Origin of the sequence: Planococcus halocryophilus (assembly GCF_001687585.2) — a bacterium.
GTDB classification, from domain to species: Bacteria; Bacillota; Bacilli; order Bacillales_A; family Planococcaceae; genus Planococcus; species Planococcus halocryophilus.
In genome coordinates this window covers 2,237,705-2,255,457 of sequence record NZ_CP016537.2, presented here as the reverse complement: position 1 = coordinate 2,255,457, position 17,753 = coordinate 2,237,705, and the positions used below count along the sequence as shown (strand labels likewise).

Below are 17,753 nucleotides of genomic sequence, written 5' to 3'. Positions count from 1 at the left end.
TCACGTGATGTGAGGTTTTTTTCTTGAAAAACTGTTCTGAAGGAGCATTGATATGGAAGAGATATTTCAGCATTTCAGAAAAGAAGAGCAACAATTTATCGAGCAAGTTTCGGGTTGGCTACGTGAAGTTGAAGACCGCTATTCACCAAAGTTAACGGACTTTCTTGATCCACGGCAGCGATTTATCGTGGAATCAGTGATGGGGTCGACCGATGTAAATATGATGACTTCAGGGATTTTTAAAGATGCAGAACGACAACGTGTATTGCTATATCCTTCTTATTTTGAGCCACAACAAGAAGATTTTAATATTACAGTTTTTGAATTAAAATACCCGTCGAAATTTGTTAATTTGCGTCACCCTGATATATTGGGATCAATAATGTCGCTTGGGCTTGACCGAAGTAAATTTGGTGATATTCGTATTGATAACGAACGCGTTCAGCTTGCTGTTATGAATGAAATTAGCTCTTATTTGCAAAGTAATTTTGTGAGTGCTGCAAAAGTGAAAGTTCAATTGAATGAAGTTACAGACCTAACAGAAATGATTGAAACAAGTGAAGAATGGACGGAAGAATCCTATACTGTTAGTTCGATGAGATTAGATACAGTAATGAGTTCTGTCTATAATATTTCTCGACAAAAAGCTGCAGCTCTTATTCACGGTGGAAAAGTGAAAGTTAATTGGACTTTGCAAGAACAACCTTCATTTGAGTTGCATGAATCGGACATGATTTCTTCAAGAGGATTTGGTAGAGTTCGTTTGATTATGATCGAAGGGCGTACGAAAAAAGACAAAGTTCGCTTGCAAATTGGTCGTTTAGAAACAAAAAGCTAGCCGTCTTGGAAAAATTACGAAATAATACTGAAATTTAAAGTTATGAACGGTATAATAGAAAGATAAGATTACAAGTTAAGGAGAGGTTTACTCAATGCCATTATCCCCGTTAGATATACATAACAAAGAATTCAGCCGTGCATTCCGTGGATATCAGGAAGATGAAGTAAATGAATTCCTGGAACAGATAATGAGAGATTATGAAATTTTGCTAAAAGACAAGGCAGCTCTTGAAGAACGGTTACGTACAACCGACGAACGAGTTGGTCATTTCAATACAATTGAGTCGACATTACAAAAATCGATTTTTGTAGCTCAAGAAGCTTCAGAAGAAGTTCGTCGTAACTCACAAAAAGAAGCAGAATTGATTATTAAAGAAGCAGAAAAAAATGCGGATCGCATTGTCAATGAATCATTGACGAAAGCACGTCGCATTGCAACAGAAATTGAAGAACTGAAAAAACAATCTCGTATTTTCAAAAATCGTTTCAAAATGCTTGTTGAAGCTCAATTAGACTTGATCGAAACAGATGATTGGGAAACATTATTAGAATACGATATCGACACACAAAATTTAGAGAAGATTGAGAAGGACAAAGAAGAGACGAACTCTTGACTCTGAGACTTTCTGAATCTATAATTACGACATACAAAAAAAAGCGCTGATAGAGACAGTAGTTTATATAGAATGCTAAAGCGAATCAGGGACAGTGAAAGCCTGATGCGGACATATAGATGAAAATCACTCTTGAGCAGAATTGGTGAATAACTAGTATCCAATTTCGTCTACGCCACGTTACGGCGATCGAGTGGCAGCTATCTAGCTGCAACAAGGGTGGTACCGCGAGTTTAAGCTTCTCGTCCCTTTACCAGGGATGGGGGGCTTTTTATTATGTCTACAGGAGGAATAGAAATGGAATACAAAGATACGTTATTAATGCCGAAAACCGATTTTCCAATGCGTGGCAATTTGCCGAATCGCGAACCAGAAATGCAACAAAAATGGGAAGACATGAACATTTATAAACAAGTGCAAGATCGTACTGCGGGTCGTCCGTTTTTCGTTCTTCATGATGGACCTCCATACGCGAATGGGGATTTGCATATGGGCCATGCACTTAACAAAGTACTAAAAGATATGATTGTTCGTTCGCGTTCGATGATGGGCTTCCATGCACCATACGTTCCAGGTTGGGACACGCACGGTTTGCCGATTGAACAAGCTTTAACAAACAAAGGCGTAAACCGCAAAGAAATGTCTTTAGCGGAATTCCGCAAGCTTTGTGAAGAATATGCTTTCCAACAAATCGATAATCAACGCTCTCAATTCAAGCGTATTGGTGTTCGTGGCGATTGGGAAAATCCTTATGTGACATTAAAACCGGCATACGAAGCACGTCAAATTGAAGTGTTTGGGAAAATGGCCAACAAAGGTTATATCTATAAAGGGTTGAAACCTGTTTATTGGTCGCCATCAAGTGAATCATCACTTGCTGAAGCTGAAATTGAGTATCACGACAAAAAATCTCCTTCTATTTACGTTTCTTTCCCTGTAACGGATGGCAAAGGCGTTTTAGCAGAAGGAACAAATTTTGTTATCTGGACTACTACACCTTGGACAATTCCAGCGAACCTAGGAATTTCCGTGCACGCTAAATTGGATTATGCAGAAGTCTCTGCCAATGGTTCTCTTTACATCGTTGCACAAGAGCTATTAAAAGAAGTATCTGAAGAATTAGGCTGGACAGATGCAGAAGTTGTTCGTCTTATAAAAGGTGAAGAACTAGAACATATTCTTACAAAGCATCCTCTTTATGATCGTACTTCATTAGTGATGCTTGGCGAACACGTCACAACGGATTCAGGTACGGGTTGTGTTCACACAGCACCTGGCCATGGTGAAGATGACTTCTTAATCGGTAAAAAATACGGACTGGACGTTTTATGCCCAGTAGATGAGCGCGGAGTTATGACAGCTGAAGCACCTGGATTTGAAGGCGAGTTTTATGACAAAGCCAATAAATCGATAACAGAAGCATTAGATAAAGTAGGTGCACTTGAAAAGCTAACATTTATCACGCACTCATATCCACATGACTGGCGGACAAAAAAACCGGTAATTTACCGTGCAACAGCTCAATGGTTTGTATCGATTGACGCATTCCGTGATCAAATCTTAAAAGCGATTAAAGAAACTTCGTTTACTCCAGCTTGGGGCGAAACACGTTTATTTAATATGCTACGTGATCGTGGAGATTGGAATATTTCACGTCAGCGTGTGTGGGGCGTTCCAATTCCAGTGTTTTATGCTGAAAATGGTGACCCGGTTATCACGGAAGAAACAATTGCGCACATTGCAAAATTGTTCCGAGAAAACGGTTCAAACGTTTGGTTTGAACGTTCAACAGCAGAATTATTACCGCCAGGATTTACTCACCCAAGTAGCCCGAACGGTGAATTTACAAAAGAAATGGATATTATGGATGTTTGGTTTGACTCAGGATCATCTCACCAAGGTGTTCTTGTTGAACGGGAAGATCTTCAATACCCAGCAGATCTTTACTTAGAAGGATCTGACCAATACCGTGGTTGGTTCAACTCGTCGCTAACGACAAGTGTTGCAATCAATGGCCACGCACCTTATAAAGGCATTTTGAGCCACGGTTTTACACTTGATGGCAATGGGCGTAAAATGAGTAAATCGCTTGGTAACGTTATTGTTCCTTCAAAAGTTATGAACCAAATGGGCGCAGATATTCTTCGTCTATGGGTTGCATCTGTAGACTATACAGCTGATGTTCGTGTTTCTGATGAAAACTTTAAACAAGTATCAGAAGTTTACCGAAAAATCCGCAACACGCTGAAATTCCTTCACGGGAACTTAGCTGATTTCAACGAAAAAGAGCACCGTGTCGCATTTGAAGATATGCGTGAAATGGATCAATACATGGCAATGAAATTACAGAAGATGATAGAAACTGTGCGTAAAGGCTATGAAACGTATGAGTTTTCGACAATCTATCATGCATTAAACAATTATTGCGCTAACGATTTAAGCTCGTTCTACTTGGATGTAGCAAAAGATGTTGTTTATATTGAAAATGCAGATCACCCACATCGTCGTGCGATGCAAACCGTTATGTTTGATTCGTTAATGGCGATCTTGAAACTAGCAGCACCAATCATCCCTCATACAGCGGATGAATTATGGTCTTACTTGAGCTTTGTTGAAGAAGATAGTGTCCAATTGACAGATTTCCCGGAAGTTGTTTCAAACCCAGCGTTTGAAGGATTAAATGATAAGTGGAGCCGATTTATGGATGTTCGCGATGATGTGTTAAAAGCATTAGAAGAAGCACGTGCAGCTAAAACAATCGGTAAGTCGCTAGAAGCGAAAGTAACGGTCTTTGGTGACGAAGAACTTGCTACATTATTAGCTTCTACTGACGAAAATCTTGCTCAATTGTTCATCGTATCGAAATACGAATATGGTGGAACACAAGATCAAGCACCAGAACATGCTGTAAAACTAAATGAAGTTTCAGTAACAGTTGAAAAAGCAACTGGTGAAAAATGTGAACGTTGCTGGACAATTTCTGAAGAAATTGGTCAAAGCGATGAGCATCCAACATTATGCCCTCGTTGTGCAAGTGTTGTAGAAACACAGTTTGCTTAATCAATAACAACAAATTTAAAAAGGGTTTGGAGAGCCGAACTTCGGTTGCTTCAGGCCCTTTACTTTTATTGCTGTCAGTGTGTTAAAATAGATTGACTGCTGAATTGACGGAGGATACAGATGTTTATTTATTATGGACTTGCATTATTCATAATCGTATTAGATCAATGGACAAAATGGCTAGTATTGAAAAATATGGAATTGGGTGAACGAATTTCGGTCATTGACCCTTACCTTGGTTGGTTGTCGCATCGTAATAGTGGCGCTGCTTGGGGTATGTTAGAAGGACAGATGTGGCTGTTTGCCATTATTACTGTGGCGGTTATCATCGGAATACTTTACTATTTTCATAAACATGCAAAAGGGCAACCTTTATTTCAGTTAAGCTTGATGGTTCTCTTAGGAGGCGCAGTTGGTAATTTTATCGATCGGATGTATCGCGGGGAAGTCGTTGATTTTGTTGACGTACTAATTCCTGTGATTGGGTATGATTTCCCGATATTTAATGTTGCAGATGCCGCGTTGACGATTGGTGTCGTGTTGATGGTTATTTATATTATTTATGACGAAAAACAACAAAAGAAAAAGGTGTCTTAATGGAAGATTTAACGATTGAAATCACAAAAGAAATGGCCGGCGAACGAGTAGATAAAGCTGTGTCATCAATAGATGGAGACTGGTCACGTTCACAGATCAGCAATTGGGTCAAAGAAGGCGCAGTAAAAGTAAACGGTGAAACCGTAAAACCGAATTACAAAGTACGGCTGCAAGATATTATTATTGTTACTCCACCTGAGTTGGAAGAATTAGATGTAGTGCCTGAAGATTTGAATTTGGAGATTATTTATGAAGATGAAGATGTTTTAGTGGTTAACAAACCTAAAGGCATGGTAGTTCATCCAGCTCCAGGACACGCTAAAGGAACATTAGTGAATGGGTTAATGCATCATTGCACAGACCTTTCAGGCATTAATGGTATCGTCCGTCCAGGAATTGTTCATCGCATTGATAAAGATACTTCGGGCTTGTTGATGGTAGCGAAAAATGATGCTGCTCATACATCACTTGTTGATCAATTAGTGAAAAAGACAGTAACGCGTAAATACGTTGCTTTGGTTCATGGCCATATTCCTCATGATAAAGGAACAATCCAAGCACCGATTGCACGTGATCCGAAAGAACGTCAAAATATGGCGATTGTTGATAAAGGAAAGCATGCCGTAACACATTTCCGTGTACTTGAACGTTTCGGAAACTTTACGCTTGTTGAATGCCGTTTAGAAACAGGAAGAACGCATCAAATCCGTGTTCACATGAAATACATTGGTTTTCCGCTTGTAGGGGATCCGAAATATGGACCGAAAAAAACAATGGATGTTGGCGGTCAAGCACTTCACGCTGAAGTGATTGGTTTTATTCATCCGAGAACGAACGAATACATGGAGTTTTCTGCAGAGCCACCAGCTGAATTTGCAGAACTTCTAGAATCTCTTCGCGATAAGGATTGACAAACCCGTTTCTCTTTCTTTATACTTAAAAAAACAAATCGAATAATAACACCTTTAACTACAGTCCAGAGAGGCTGAGAAGGTATTTACGCAAGCCGGAAGTTTGTCTTCCGTGCTGAGTTTTTCTGCGCATCTAACCTCTTGCCTCTATGGCAAGAGGTTTTTTATTTGCAGAAAAGGAGCGGGTCTCATGGTGGAAAAAGCAGATATTTTGGATGAACAGGCGATAAGCCGAGCGATTACTCGCATTGCACACGAAATTATCGAACGCAATAAAGGCATAGATGATTGCATACTAGTCGGCATTAAAACACGCGGTGCTTTTATCGCAAAGCGCTTAGCAGAAAAAATTGAAAAAATCGAAGGACGTCCTATTTTAAAAGGTGAACTCGATATCACGCTTTACAGAGATGACTTGAGCGTCAAAACAAAAAATCAAGAACCATTAGTTCAGCAAGTTGATATTGAGCACAGCATACTCGATAAAAAAGTGATTCTTGTAGACGATGTGCTTTACACAGGAAGAACGGTACGTGCTGCAATGGATGCCGTGATGGACCTTGGACGGCCAGCACAAATTCAACTGGCTGTGTTGATCGACAGAGGTCATCGCGAATTGCCCATCCGAGCTGACTTTGTTGGAAAAAATATTCCGACTTCAAGCGATGAACGCATTATCGTCCAAATGGTTGAAAGCGATCAAGTGGATCGAGTAGCCATTCACGAGTAGAGAGATAGAGACAGGAGAGAATGGAAATTGAGTGAAGCAATTTTAGACGTACAAGACAAACCAAAAGCAGGTCAGTGGATCTCGCTAAGCTTACAGCATATGTTTGCTATGTTTGGTGCAACGATATTAGTACCACAACTGGTCGGGTTAAGCCCAGCCATCGCATTGTTAACAAGTGGAATTGCAACAATCATCTTTATCCTCATTACACAATTTAAAGTACCAGCTTACTTAGGCTCTTCATTCGCCTTTATCGTGCCAATTACGATTGCGACAGAAACAGGTGGGATTGGCTCAGCGATGATCGGTGCCATGTTTGTATCACTGGTTTACGCCATTGTCGCATTGATCATTTGGAAAACCGGTTATCATTGGCTAATGAAACTACTACCACCGATTGTGGTAGGGCCTGTTATCATCGTTATCGGACTTGCATTATCAGGAACGGCGGTAAATATGGCAATGACTATTCCAGCTGAAGGCGGGTCGGAGTACAGCCTACTGCATTTCTCAGCTGCGATTGTGACGTTACTAACTGCAATCATCTGTAACATTTATTTTAAAAACATCATTTCATTAATGCCAATTTTGATCGGAATTATTGTAGGCTATGGCTACTCGGCAGCTATCGGAATTATCGACTTTACGGCAATTGGCGAAGCAAGTTGGTTCGCAGTTCCAGAATTTCTGATTCCTGGAGTGGATTATTCGTTTCAAGTTACGCCAACCTTATTGTTTGTCATGGTACCAATCGCTATCGTCACAATTTCTGAACACATCGGACACCAGCTTGTGTTAGGAAAAATTGTTGATAGAAATTACATAAAAGACCCTGGTTTACACCGCTCGATTTTAGGAGACGGCATTGGAACTTTCATTTCTTCGCTAGTCGGCGGTCCACCAAAGACCACTTACGGTGAAAATATCGGAGTACTCGCCATAACAAAAGTGTTCTCCGTGTATGTCATCCTGGGTGCTGCAGTGTTCGCCATCGCTTTTTCTTTCTTTGGTAAATTGATGGCAGTTATTGAAACAATCCCAACAGCTGTTCTTGGCGGAATTTCTATCCTGCTGTTCGGAATAATCGCTTCTTCTGGGTTACGGATGTTAGTGGACAACAACATCGACTTTGGCAACAACCGCAACTTGGTCATCTCATCAGTTATCTTGGTGATCGGGATTGGTGGAGCGAAGCTTGAATTTAGCGAATCCTTCTCGATCGAGGGAATGGCACTTGCTGCGATTGTCGGTGTCATCTTGAACTTAGTGCTTCCCGGAATGAACAAAAAAGAAGTAGACGACGGAACTAAATAATTACCTTTTAATGAATGTCCAGAGAGGCATGGAAAGGGTCGAAGAATGGGTAAACATTACCCTTTTTTCCTCACACCTTCCTGCCTCTGGGAAGGTGTTTTTTTGTCTGACGAATGAGAGGATGAGTCAATTTTGCCAAACTTACTATCTATGAACAACTTAGAAAATGACACGATTATGAGTTTGCTTAAGCGTGCTGGAGAATTTCAGCAAGGTGAGAGAGCGCCAATTGATGGCACGGTCGTCAACTTGTTTTTCGAACCAAGCACAAGAACAAAAATGAGTTTTGAAATGGCAGAGCATCATATGGGACTCGCTGTGCTACCTTTTGAAACAGCTTTTTCTAGCATTTTAAAAGGTGAAACACTTTACGATACAGTAAAAACGATGGAAGCAATTGGCGTAGGTGCAGTGATTATACGTCATGAAGAAGAAGAATATTACCAACAATTAGAAGGTTGCAAGGTTGCTGTCATCAATGGTGGAGATGGCTCGGGTCAACATCCAACACAATCTCTTTTAGACTTAATGACCATTTATCAAGAGTTCGGACGGATCGAAGGCATTCACGTCACCATCGTCGGAGACATCGCTCATAGCCGTGTGGCAAAATCAAACGCATCGGCACTCAAAAAATTAGGAGCTATAGTAAGCTTTATCTGCCCGGAAGAATGGAGCGGAGACTATGAATCTTCAGAGCATCTAGATGAGTTTATTGAAACAACGGATGTGGTCATGATGCTCCGCGTCCAGCATGAGCGCCATGCTGTCTCTGCGCTTTTTTCAAAAGAAAACTACCATGAGCAATACGGATTGACTGTAGCACGAGAAAAGAAAATGAAAGACGGAGCAATTATTATGCACCCAGCTCCAATCAACCGTGGTGTGGAAATAGCAGATTGTCTCGTTGAGTGTGAACGGTCAAGAATTTTTAAACAAATGGCTAACGGCGTCTATATCCGGATGGCAGTACTTGAATACGCATTGAAAGGGAGAGATTGACTTGAATTTATTCATTAAAAACGTAAACATGCTGCAAAATGGAGAACTAACACCTACCAACATCCGCATTAAAGAAGGAAAAATTGAAGAAATCAGTAAAGAGTTAGTAGCGAATAACGAAACCCAAATTGACGGCAAAGGCCGGATGATTGCACCAGGATTTGTTGATGTCCATGTTCATTTGCGTGAACCAGGTGGCGAACAGAAAGAAACGATCGAAAGCGGGACAAAATCTGCGGCAAAAGGCGGTTACACAACAATATGTGCAATGCCGAATACACGCCCAGTACCTGATACGAAAGAAAATCTGCAGCTGGTTAACGAATTGATCGAAAAAAATGCGCTTATCCGAGTTTTGCCGTATGCTTCGATCACGATAAGAGAAGCAGGGAAAGAACGCACGAATTTGCAAGAACTAAAAGAAAATGGCGCATTTGCTTTCACTGATGACGGTGTAGGCATTCAAGAAGCGGGCATGATGTACGAAACAATGCAAGACGCAGCGAAAATTGATATGGCAGTTGTCGCGCATTGTGAAGACAACAGCTTGATTTACGATGGAGTGATGCACGAAGGCAAGCGCAGCAAAGAACTAGGATTAAAAGGCATCCCAGGGATCGCAGAATCTGTGCATATCGCACGTGACATTTTACTTGCTGAAGCAGCAGGCGCACATTACCACGTATGCCACGTCAGCACGAAAGAATCGGTTCGCGTCATTCGAGACGCAAAACGTGCAGGAGTTCGCGTAACAGCTGAAGTTACACCTCACCACTTGTTGTTGACGGAAGATGATATCCCGTCAGACGATGCCAACTACAAAATGAACCCACCGCTTCGTGCGAAAGAAGATTGGGAAGCGTTACACGAAGGATTGCTTGACGGTACCCTAGACTTTATCGCGACAGACCATGCACCACACACAGAAGCAGAAAAAACAAATGGCATGAATGGCTCGATGTTCGGGATTGTCGGATTTGAAACTTCGTTTCCACTGCTTTATAGCAAGTTTGTCAAAACCGGCACATGGACGTTACAACAATTAATCGACTGGTTAACCATCAAACCAAGCCAAACATTCAACTTGCCATATGGCACTTTAGAAATTGGACAAACAGCGGATCTTGTATTATTGGATCTTGAAAAAGAACAGCCAATTCAAGTAGAAGAATTTTTATCAAAAGGTAAAAACACACCATTTAATGGTTGGAATTGTACAGGGTGGCCAGTAACAACCATCTTTGGTGGCGAAATTGTATGGCAGGAGGAGACAAATTGATGAAACGTTATTTAATCTTAGAAGACGGTACGGTATTTGAAGGAACAGCATTCGGTGGCGATGATGCCTCAGTCGGGGAAATCGTATTTAATACCAGCATGACCGGTTATCAAGAAATTTTATCAGATCCTTCTTATTGCGGACAGATTGTTACCATGACGTACCCTTTAATCGGTAACTACGGCATCAATAGCGATGATTTTGAATCAATCGAACCCGCAGTAAAAGGCATGGTCGTTCGTGAAATTGCGGAGTTTCCATCAAACTTTAGAAATAAATCAACAGTAGATGAATTGTTTAAAACTAAAAATATTCCAGGAATTTCAGGTATTGATACACGTAAATTAACGCGCTTAATACGCTCGAAAGGGGCCATTAAAGGTGTGTTAACCGCAGCGGGGGAAGAAGTACTAATAGACGAAGTTGTCAAGACGCTACAAGATACCGTATTACCAAGCGACCAAGTGGCACAAGTTTCAACAGGTCGACCTTACCCAAGTCCAGGGCGTGGAAAACGTGTCATATTAATCGACTATGGCATGAAACACGGCATTTTGCGCGAACTTAATAATCGAGACTGTGATGTAATCGTTGTACCTTATAACACTTCAGCAACAGAAATATTAGCTTGGGGACCAGATGGTGTCATGCTATCAAACGGACCAGGAGATCCGAAAGATGTAGAAGAGTGCGTAGAAGTAGTACGTGAATTACTTGGACAAGTTCCAATTTTCGGTATCTGCCTCGGCCACCAATTGTTCGCAAGAGCTTGCGGAGCTGACACCTTCAAATTGAAATTCGGTCATCGCGGAGGAAATCATCCAGTACGCGATTTAGTAACAGGCAAAATCGAAATCACTTCACAAAATCATGGCTACGCAGTAGATGAAGATACGTTACAAGGGACGCGTTTAAAAGTTACGCATAGCGCATTAAACGACGGGACAAACGAAGGGTTGACTCATTTGGATTATCCAGCCTTCACGGTTCAATACCATCCAGAATCATCTCCGGGACCAGAAGACTCAAACTACTTATTTGATCGCTTTATTGATGTAATGAACGCAACTCGAAAGGAGCAACAACATGCCTAAAAGACAAGATATTCAAAGTATACTCGTAATCGGATCAGGACCAATCGTAATCGGACAAGCAGCCGAGTTTGACTATGCAGGAACACAAGCATGTCTTGCATTAAAAGAAGAAGGTTACCGCGTAATCTTGATCAACTCAAACCCTGCAACCATCATGACGGATACGGAAATCGCTGATAAAGTGTATATCGAACCGATCACACTTGAATTTGTTAGCCGAATTTTGCGCAAAGAGCGTCCGGATGCACTTCTACCGACATTAGGTGGCCAAACAGGGTTGAATATGGCGATTGAACTGGACGAATCGGGAATTTTAGACGAATTGAATATCGAAATTTTAGGCACAAAACTCGAAGCGATTCATAAAGCAGAAGACCGTGATTTGTTTAGAACCTTAATGAACGAGTTAGGCGAACCGGTTCCGGATTCAGATATTATTCACAACATGACCGAAGCTGAAAACTTTATAGACCGTGTAGGTTACCCAGTTATTGTTCGTCCAGCCTTTACATTAGGTGGAACAGGCGGCGGAATTTGCCACAACTACGAACAGTTAAAAGAAATTGTGGCGAGTGGCTTAAAATACAGCCCCGTTACACAATGTTTACTAGAAAAATCAATCGCAGGTTTTAAAGAAATTGAATACGAAGTAATGCGCGATAAGAACGATACTGCAATCGTAGTTTGTAACATGGAAAACATCGATCCAGTCGGCATTCATACTGGAGACTCGATTGTGGTCGCACCTAGCCAAACTTTGTCAGACCGTGAATACCAAATGCTACGAAATGTATCGCTGAAAATTATTCGCGCTTTGAAAATTGAAGGGGGCTGTAACGTACAGCTTGCATTAGATCCATTTAGCTTTAACTACTACATCATTGAGGTAAATCCACGGGTTAGTCGATCTTCTGCACTAGCATCTAAAGCGACAGGTTATCCTATTGCGAAACTAGCGGCGAAAATTGCAGTCGGTTTAACGTTAGATGAAATGATGAATCCAGTAACAGGGCGCACATATGCTGCTTTCGAGCCAGCACTGGACTATGTCGTCACGAAAATTCCACGCTGGCCTTTTGATAAATTCGAAGCAGCAAAACGTAATTTAGGAACGCAAATGAAAGCAACCGGCGAAGTAATGGCAATGGGACGTACATTCGAAGAATCTATCCTGAAAGCTGTTCGTTCATTAGAAACAGGGCAATTCCACTTAGAGCTAAAAAATGCGGATAGCATGAGTGATGAATGGATTCAAAAACGTATTTGTCGAGCGGGAGATGAGCGTTTGTTCTTTATCGGCGAAGCACTTCGCCGCGGTGTAACAATCGAAACCATTAACGAATGGAGCCAAATCGATTTATTCTTCTTGAAGAAATTCGAAAACATCGTAAAATACGAAGAGGATTTGAAAAACGCAGCGTTTGACTACGACGTAGCAAAACGTGCAAAACGTTTAGGCTTTGCAGACCGGACAATCGCCAAACTTTGGAACACAACAGAGCAGCAAGTTTACAACTGGCGTAAAGAACAAAAGCTAATGCCAGTATACAAAATGGTGGATACTTGTGCGGCTGAGTTTGAATCCGAAACGCCTTATTTCTACGGAACGTATGAAGATGAAAATGAATCAGTGAAAACGGATAAAGAATCCGTCATTGTTCTTGGTTCAGGTCCGATTCGCATCGGTCAAGGTGTCGAATTTGATTACGCAACGGTGCATTCAGTATGGGCTATTAAAGAAGCAGGCTATGAAGCTATTATCGTCAACAACAACCCAGAAACGGTTTCAACAGACTTTTCGATCTCGGATAAATTGTATTTTGAGCCACTGACGATTGAAGATGTTATGCACATCGTTGATCTTGAGCAGCCAAAAGGTGTCGTCGTTCAATTTGGTGGGCAAACAGCAATCAACTTAGCTGAAAAACTCGAACAAAATGGCGTGAAGATTCTCGGCACATCGTTAGAAGATACAGACCGTGCAGAAAACCGCAATAAGTTCGAAGCTGCGCTACACGAAATCGGTATTCCGCAGCCACTGGGCAAAACAGCGGTGAACACAGAAGAAGCCATTATCATCGCGACAGACATTGGTTATCCGGTATTGGTTCGTCCGTCTTATGTACTAGGTGGACGCGCAATGGAAATCGTTTATAACGAAGAAGACTTAAAACATTATATGGAGCACGCAGTAGAAGCGAGTCCAGAACACCCCGTCCTAGTCGATCGCTACTTAACGGGAATTGAAATAGAAGTTGATGCGATATCAGATGGTGAAAATGTCTTGATCCCTGGAATTATGGAACATATTGAACGCGCAGGTGTTCATTCGGGCGACTCGATTGCGGTTTATCCAACACAAAACATCTCGAATGAGTTACTAGAAACTTTAGTCGACTATACGACGCGACTAGCAAAAGGATTAAACATTATCGGTTTGCTCAATATCCAGTACGTCATCTCAAAAGGCGAAGTGTTTGTTATCGAAGTAAACCCGCGTTCAAGTCGAACAGTGCCATTTATGAGTAAAATCACATCGATTCCAATGGCGAACATTGCCACAAAAGCAATTCTTGGTCAAAGCATAGTCGACCAAGGCTTTACACCAGGTCTTGCGCCGATTTCAAAAGGCGTCTTTGTCAAAGTACCGGTATTCTCTTTCGCGAAGTTACGCCGCGTAGACATTACGCTTGGACCAGAAATGAAATCAACTGGAGAAGTAATGGGCAAAGACACAACACTCGAAAAAGCTTTGTATAAAGGTTTAGCAGCAGCTGGCATGGAAGTAAAAGATCATGGCACAGTGCTACTAACCGTCGCAGATAAAGACAAAGAAGAAGCGGTTGGGTTAGCAAAACGCTTTAAAGCAATCGGTTATCAAATCATGGCTACAGGGGGAACTGCCAAAGCATTCGAGGAAGCTGGCATAGTAGTAGCACCAATCGGTAAAATTGGTTCAGAAGGCAAAACTTTGCTAGATGTTATTCAAAATGGCGATACGCAAATTGTCATCAACACCTTAACAAAGGGCAAACAGCCACAACGTGACGGATTCCGCATTCGCCGTGAATCGGTTGAAAACGGCATTCCTTGCTTAACTTCACTTGATACAGCAGAAGCTATGCTTCGTGTCATCGAATCCATGACATTTTCAGCTGAAGCAATGGGGGCAAATATATGATCAAACAAGAGCGTATGCAAGTCATTAACCAACAAGAAATAGCCCATTGTATTTTTGAACTAACTGTCCAAGGAGCTCTTGCCAATGAAATGGCAGAGCCCGGGCAATTTGTTCACATAAGAGTCGCAGACAGCTTTGAACCATTGTTGCGTCGTCCAATATCTGTCGCATCCATTGATTTAGAAGCTTCGCAATTTACGATGATTTACCGAGCTGAAGGACGCGGTACTGGTCTATTAGCTGAAAAAAAACCAGGTGACACAATAGATGTGCTAGGTCCACTTGGGCATGGTTTTCCTGTCGAAGAAGCCGAGAAAAAAGCGTATTTAATTGGCGGAGGAATTGGTGTACCGCCTTTGTATGAACTGGCGAAACAATTAAACGCGTGCGGCATTGAAACAGTTCATATTTTAGGATTTGAAAGCAAACAAGCCGTTTTCTATGAAGATAAATTCCGTAAACTTGGCGAAACGCATATTGCGACAGTAGATGGATCTCATGGTACGCAAGGGTTTGTCACGCATATCTTAAATGAATTGCCAACGGATTTTGATACGTATTATAGCTGTGGCCCAACACCAATGCTTGAAGCGGTTCAATGGGCTTATCCACAGAAAAAAGGATTCTTATCTTATGAGCAGCGAATGGGCTGCGGTATCGGTGCATGTTTTGCTTGTGTATGCCGGACAACGAAAAGTGAAACGGATTACATCAAAGTGTGTTCAGATGGTCCGGTATTTCCAGCAGGAGTGGTGATTTCATGAGCGATTTGACAGTAAAACTACCAGGACTCAACTTGAAAAATCCAATCATGCCTGCATCTGGATGCTTTGGTTTTGGGAAAGAATATGCGCAACTGTATGATTTATCGCAACTTGGTGCCATTATGATTAAAGCAACAACCGTCGAAACACGTCTCGGCAACCCAACGCCACGTGTGGCAGAAACTGCATCTGGGATGTTAAACGCAATCGGCTTACAAAACCCAGGACTTGAAAAAGTTACAGAGCAAGAATTGCCGTGGTTGGAAAAATACGATGTGCCGATTATCGCAAACGTTGCCGGTACAACAACTGAAGATTATGTAGAAGTCGCAAAAAAGATTTCACAATCTCCAAACGTTCACGCACTCGAAATTAATATTTCGTGCCCAAACGTTAAACAAGGTGGCATCACATTCGGTACTGACCCAGATGTAGCGCGTGAATTGACACGTGCTGTAAAAGAAGTGTCTGCTGTACCGGTTTATATTAAGCTGTCTCCAAACGTGACGAACATTGTCTCAATCGCAAAAGCTGTTGAAGAAGGTGGTGCTGACGGCATCACGATGATCAATACATTACTCGGCATGCGTATGGATACGAAAACAGGGAGACCGATTATCGCTAATATTACGGGTGGCTTGTCTGGACCTGCTATTAAGCCTGTTGCTTTGCGTATGGTTTATGAAGTAAGTCAACACACGAAACTGCCAATCATTGGTATGGGTGGTGTAACAAATGTAGATGACGTCATCGACTTTTTATCAGCCGGAGCAAGTGCTGTAGCTGTCGGAACAGCAAATTTTGTTAATCCATTTGTGTGTCCAGAAATCATTGGACAACTTCCTGAACGATTGCATGAACTTGGATTTGATTCGGTAGAACAGCTTGTCGGAAGGAGCCACCGTCTGTGAATAAACCCATTATCGCTTTAGATTTTGCATCCAAACAACAAGTAGAAGAATTTTTAGCACAATTTTCTGAGCCGCTTTTTGTTAAAGTAGGCATGGAGCTTTATTTTCAAGAAGGACCTGAATTGGTTCGTTTTATAAAATCACAAGGTCATGACATTTTCTTGGATTTAAAACTGCATGACATTCCCAATACAGTAGAGTCCGCTATGCGAGGCTTGGCCAAATTGAAAGTAGATTTAGTCAATGTCCATGCTGCTGGTGGGCTTGAAATGATGCAAGCAGCAAAACGTGGGTTGGCAGGTAGTGAGACGAAATTGATTGCAGTGACCCAATTAACTTCGACAAGTGAAGAAGATATGCATGAGGATCAATTGGTTTATGTCAGTTTAGAAGAGTCTGTCTTACATTACGCAAAGCGAGCGATGCAAGCAGGATTAGATGGTGTTGTTTGTTCGGTGCTTGAGGCAGAGGCTATTGGCGAAGCATGCGGACAAGACTTTCTACGTGTAACACCAGGCATTCGTCCGGCTTCGGTGTCGGCTGATGATCAAAAACGCGTCGCAACTCCAGCACAGGCACGAATAAAAGGATCGACTCATATCGTAGTTGGCCGAGCGATTACCAAAGCTGAAAATCCGGCAGAAAGTTACGCACAAATCCAAGCAGAATGGAGTGGGAAATCTTGAAATACGAAATAGCAAATCATTTATTATCGATCGGTGCAGTTGAATTGCGCCCGCAAGATCCGTTTACTTGGGCATCTGGTGTTAAATCTCCGATTTATTGCGATAATCGATTAACAATGTCCTACCCGGCAGTGCGGAAAGACATTGCCAAAGGTTTAGCAGAGACAATTAACGAATATTATCCTGATTGTGAAGTGGTAGCAGGAACAGCGACAGCTGGTATTCCACATGCTGCATGGGTTAGTGATTTGCTGGAATTACCAATGGTTTATGTGCGGTCGAAAGCAAAAGAACATGGTCAAACGAATATGATTGAAGGTAAAATCGAAACCGGTAAAAAAGTGGTTGTTGTTGAAGATTTAATCTCTAAAGGTGGATCCGTCTTGCAAGCAGCGCAAGCACTTGAAGCAGTAGGGTTTGAAGTTCTAGGAATCGTAGCTATTTTCACTTACGATTTGCCTCAGTCAATCGAAGCTATCACAGGAGCAGGTTATACGTTCCATACGCTAACGAATTTCCCAGCACTTGTCGAACAAGCATTGAACACGAAAGCAATCAACGAAGCGGATATGCCTATGCTTGCAGATTGGCACGAAAAATTAAAAGCAGGAACTTTGTAGAGCCGGCCTTTTGGTCGGTTTTTTTAAATAGAAAATAGTAATCGTTGATAATTGGAAAAAGATTGAATATAATGAAATTAACTAGTTGGTGATACAAGATAGATTTTTTTAAATAGCTATCTTGTAATGCCAAATACCTTGAGGAGGAAA

Annotated in this window: 15 protein-coding genes and 1 other annotated feature; all 15 genes read left to right on the top strand. The window is 41.6% G+C overall.

Annotation, left to right across the window (positions count from 1 at the left end; translation table 11 throughout):
* Positions 1–52 precede the first annotated feature (52 nt).
* Positions 53–838, top strand: a complete 786-nt coding sequence (locus tag BBI08_RS11380; RefSeq protein ID WP_008498007.1) for a YlmH family RNA-binding protein — start codon at positions 53–55, stop codon at positions 836–838.
* 94 nt (positions 839–932) lie between these two features.
* Positions 933–1,454, top strand: coding sequence for a DivIVA domain-containing protein (locus tag BBI08_RS11375; protein WP_008430754.1), 522 nt, complete (start codon positions 933–935; stop codon positions 1,452–1,454).
* Positions 1,455–1,491: 37 nt separating this feature from the next.
* Positions 1,492–1,707 (top strand) — a binding site (T-box leader).
* Positions 1,708–1,751: 44 nt separating this feature from the next.
* Complete coding sequence (ileS, locus tag BBI08_RS11370; RefSeq protein WP_065528110.1) at positions 1,752–4,514, top strand: isoleucine--tRNA ligase; 2,763 nt, start codon at positions 1,752–1,754, stop codon at positions 4,512–4,514.
* 120 nt (positions 4,515–4,634) lie between these two features.
* Entirely contained in the window at positions 4,635–5,111 is a 477-nt protein-coding gene (lspA, locus tag BBI08_RS11365; protein ID WP_008498006.1) for a signal peptidase II, read from the top strand.
* Entirely contained in the window at positions 5,111–6,022 is a 912-nt protein-coding gene (locus BBI08_RS11360; RefSeq protein ID WP_065528109.1) for an RluA family pseudouridine synthase, read from the top strand. The genes lspA and BBI08_RS11360 overlap by 1 nt, the downstream gene beginning before the upstream one ends.
* A 193-nt stretch (positions 6,023–6,215) precedes the next feature.
* Entirely contained in the window at positions 6,216–6,752 is a 537-nt protein-coding gene (pyrR, locus tag BBI08_RS11355; protein WP_269466084.1) for a bifunctional pyr operon transcriptional regulator/uracil phosphoribosyltransferase PyrR, read from the top strand.
* Positions 6,753–6,779: 27 nt separating this feature from the next.
* The gene (locus BBI08_RS11350) at positions 6,780–8,066 is read left to right on the top strand and encodes a solute carrier family 23 protein (RefSeq protein ID WP_008498004.1); all 1,287 of its coding nucleotides are present in this window, start codon (positions 6,780–6,782) and stop codon (positions 8,064–8,066) included.
* 132 nt (positions 8,067–8,198) lie between these two features.
* On the top strand, positions 8,199–9,068 hold the full coding sequence (locus BBI08_RS11345) for an aspartate carbamoyltransferase catalytic subunit (protein WP_008498003.1): 870 nt from the start codon (positions 8,199–8,201) through the stop codon (positions 9,066–9,068).
* Position 9,069: 1 nt separating this feature from the next.
* Positions 9,070–10,347: a dihydroorotase gene (locus BBI08_RS11340; protein WP_008498002.1), complete on the top strand. Its 1,278-nt coding sequence runs from the start codon at positions 9,070–9,072 to the stop codon at positions 10,345–10,347.
* Positions 10,344–11,441: a carbamoyl phosphate synthase small subunit gene (locus tag BBI08_RS11335; protein ID WP_040850907.1), complete on the top strand. Its 1,098-nt coding sequence runs from the start codon at positions 10,344–10,346 to the stop codon at positions 11,439–11,441. The genes BBI08_RS11340 and BBI08_RS11335 overlap by 4 nt, the downstream gene beginning before the upstream one ends.
* Positions 11,434–14,622, top strand: a complete 3,189-nt coding sequence (gene carB / locus BBI08_RS11330; RefSeq protein WP_008498000.1) for a carbamoyl-phosphate synthase large subunit — start codon at positions 11,434–11,436, stop codon at positions 14,620–14,622. The genes BBI08_RS11335 and carB overlap by 8 nt, the downstream gene beginning before the upstream one ends.
* On the top strand, positions 14,619–15,386 hold the full coding sequence (locus BBI08_RS11325) for a dihydroorotate dehydrogenase electron transfer subunit (protein ID WP_065528108.1): 768 nt from the start codon (positions 14,619–14,621) through the stop codon (positions 15,384–15,386). The genes carB and BBI08_RS11325 overlap by 4 nt, the downstream gene beginning before the upstream one ends.
* Positions 15,383–16,297: a dihydroorotate dehydrogenase gene (locus BBI08_RS11320; RefSeq protein WP_008497999.1), complete on the top strand. Its 915-nt coding sequence runs from the start codon at positions 15,383–15,385 to the stop codon at positions 16,295–16,297. Before BBI08_RS11325 ends, BBI08_RS11320 begins: the two co-directional genes overlap by 4 nt.
* The gene (gene pyrF, locus BBI08_RS11315) at positions 16,294–16,983 is read left to right on the top strand and encodes an orotidine-5'-phosphate decarboxylase (RefSeq protein WP_008497997.1); all 690 of its coding nucleotides are present in this window, start codon (positions 16,294–16,296) and stop codon (positions 16,981–16,983) included. The genes BBI08_RS11320 and pyrF overlap by 4 nt, the downstream gene beginning before the upstream one ends.
* Complete coding sequence (pyrE, locus tag BBI08_RS11310) at positions 16,980–17,603, top strand: orotate phosphoribosyltransferase (RefSeq protein ID WP_008497996.1); 624 nt, start codon at positions 16,980–16,982, stop codon at positions 17,601–17,603. The genes pyrF and pyrE overlap by 4 nt, the downstream gene beginning before the upstream one ends.
* Positions 17,604–17,753: the final 150 nt, after the last annotated feature.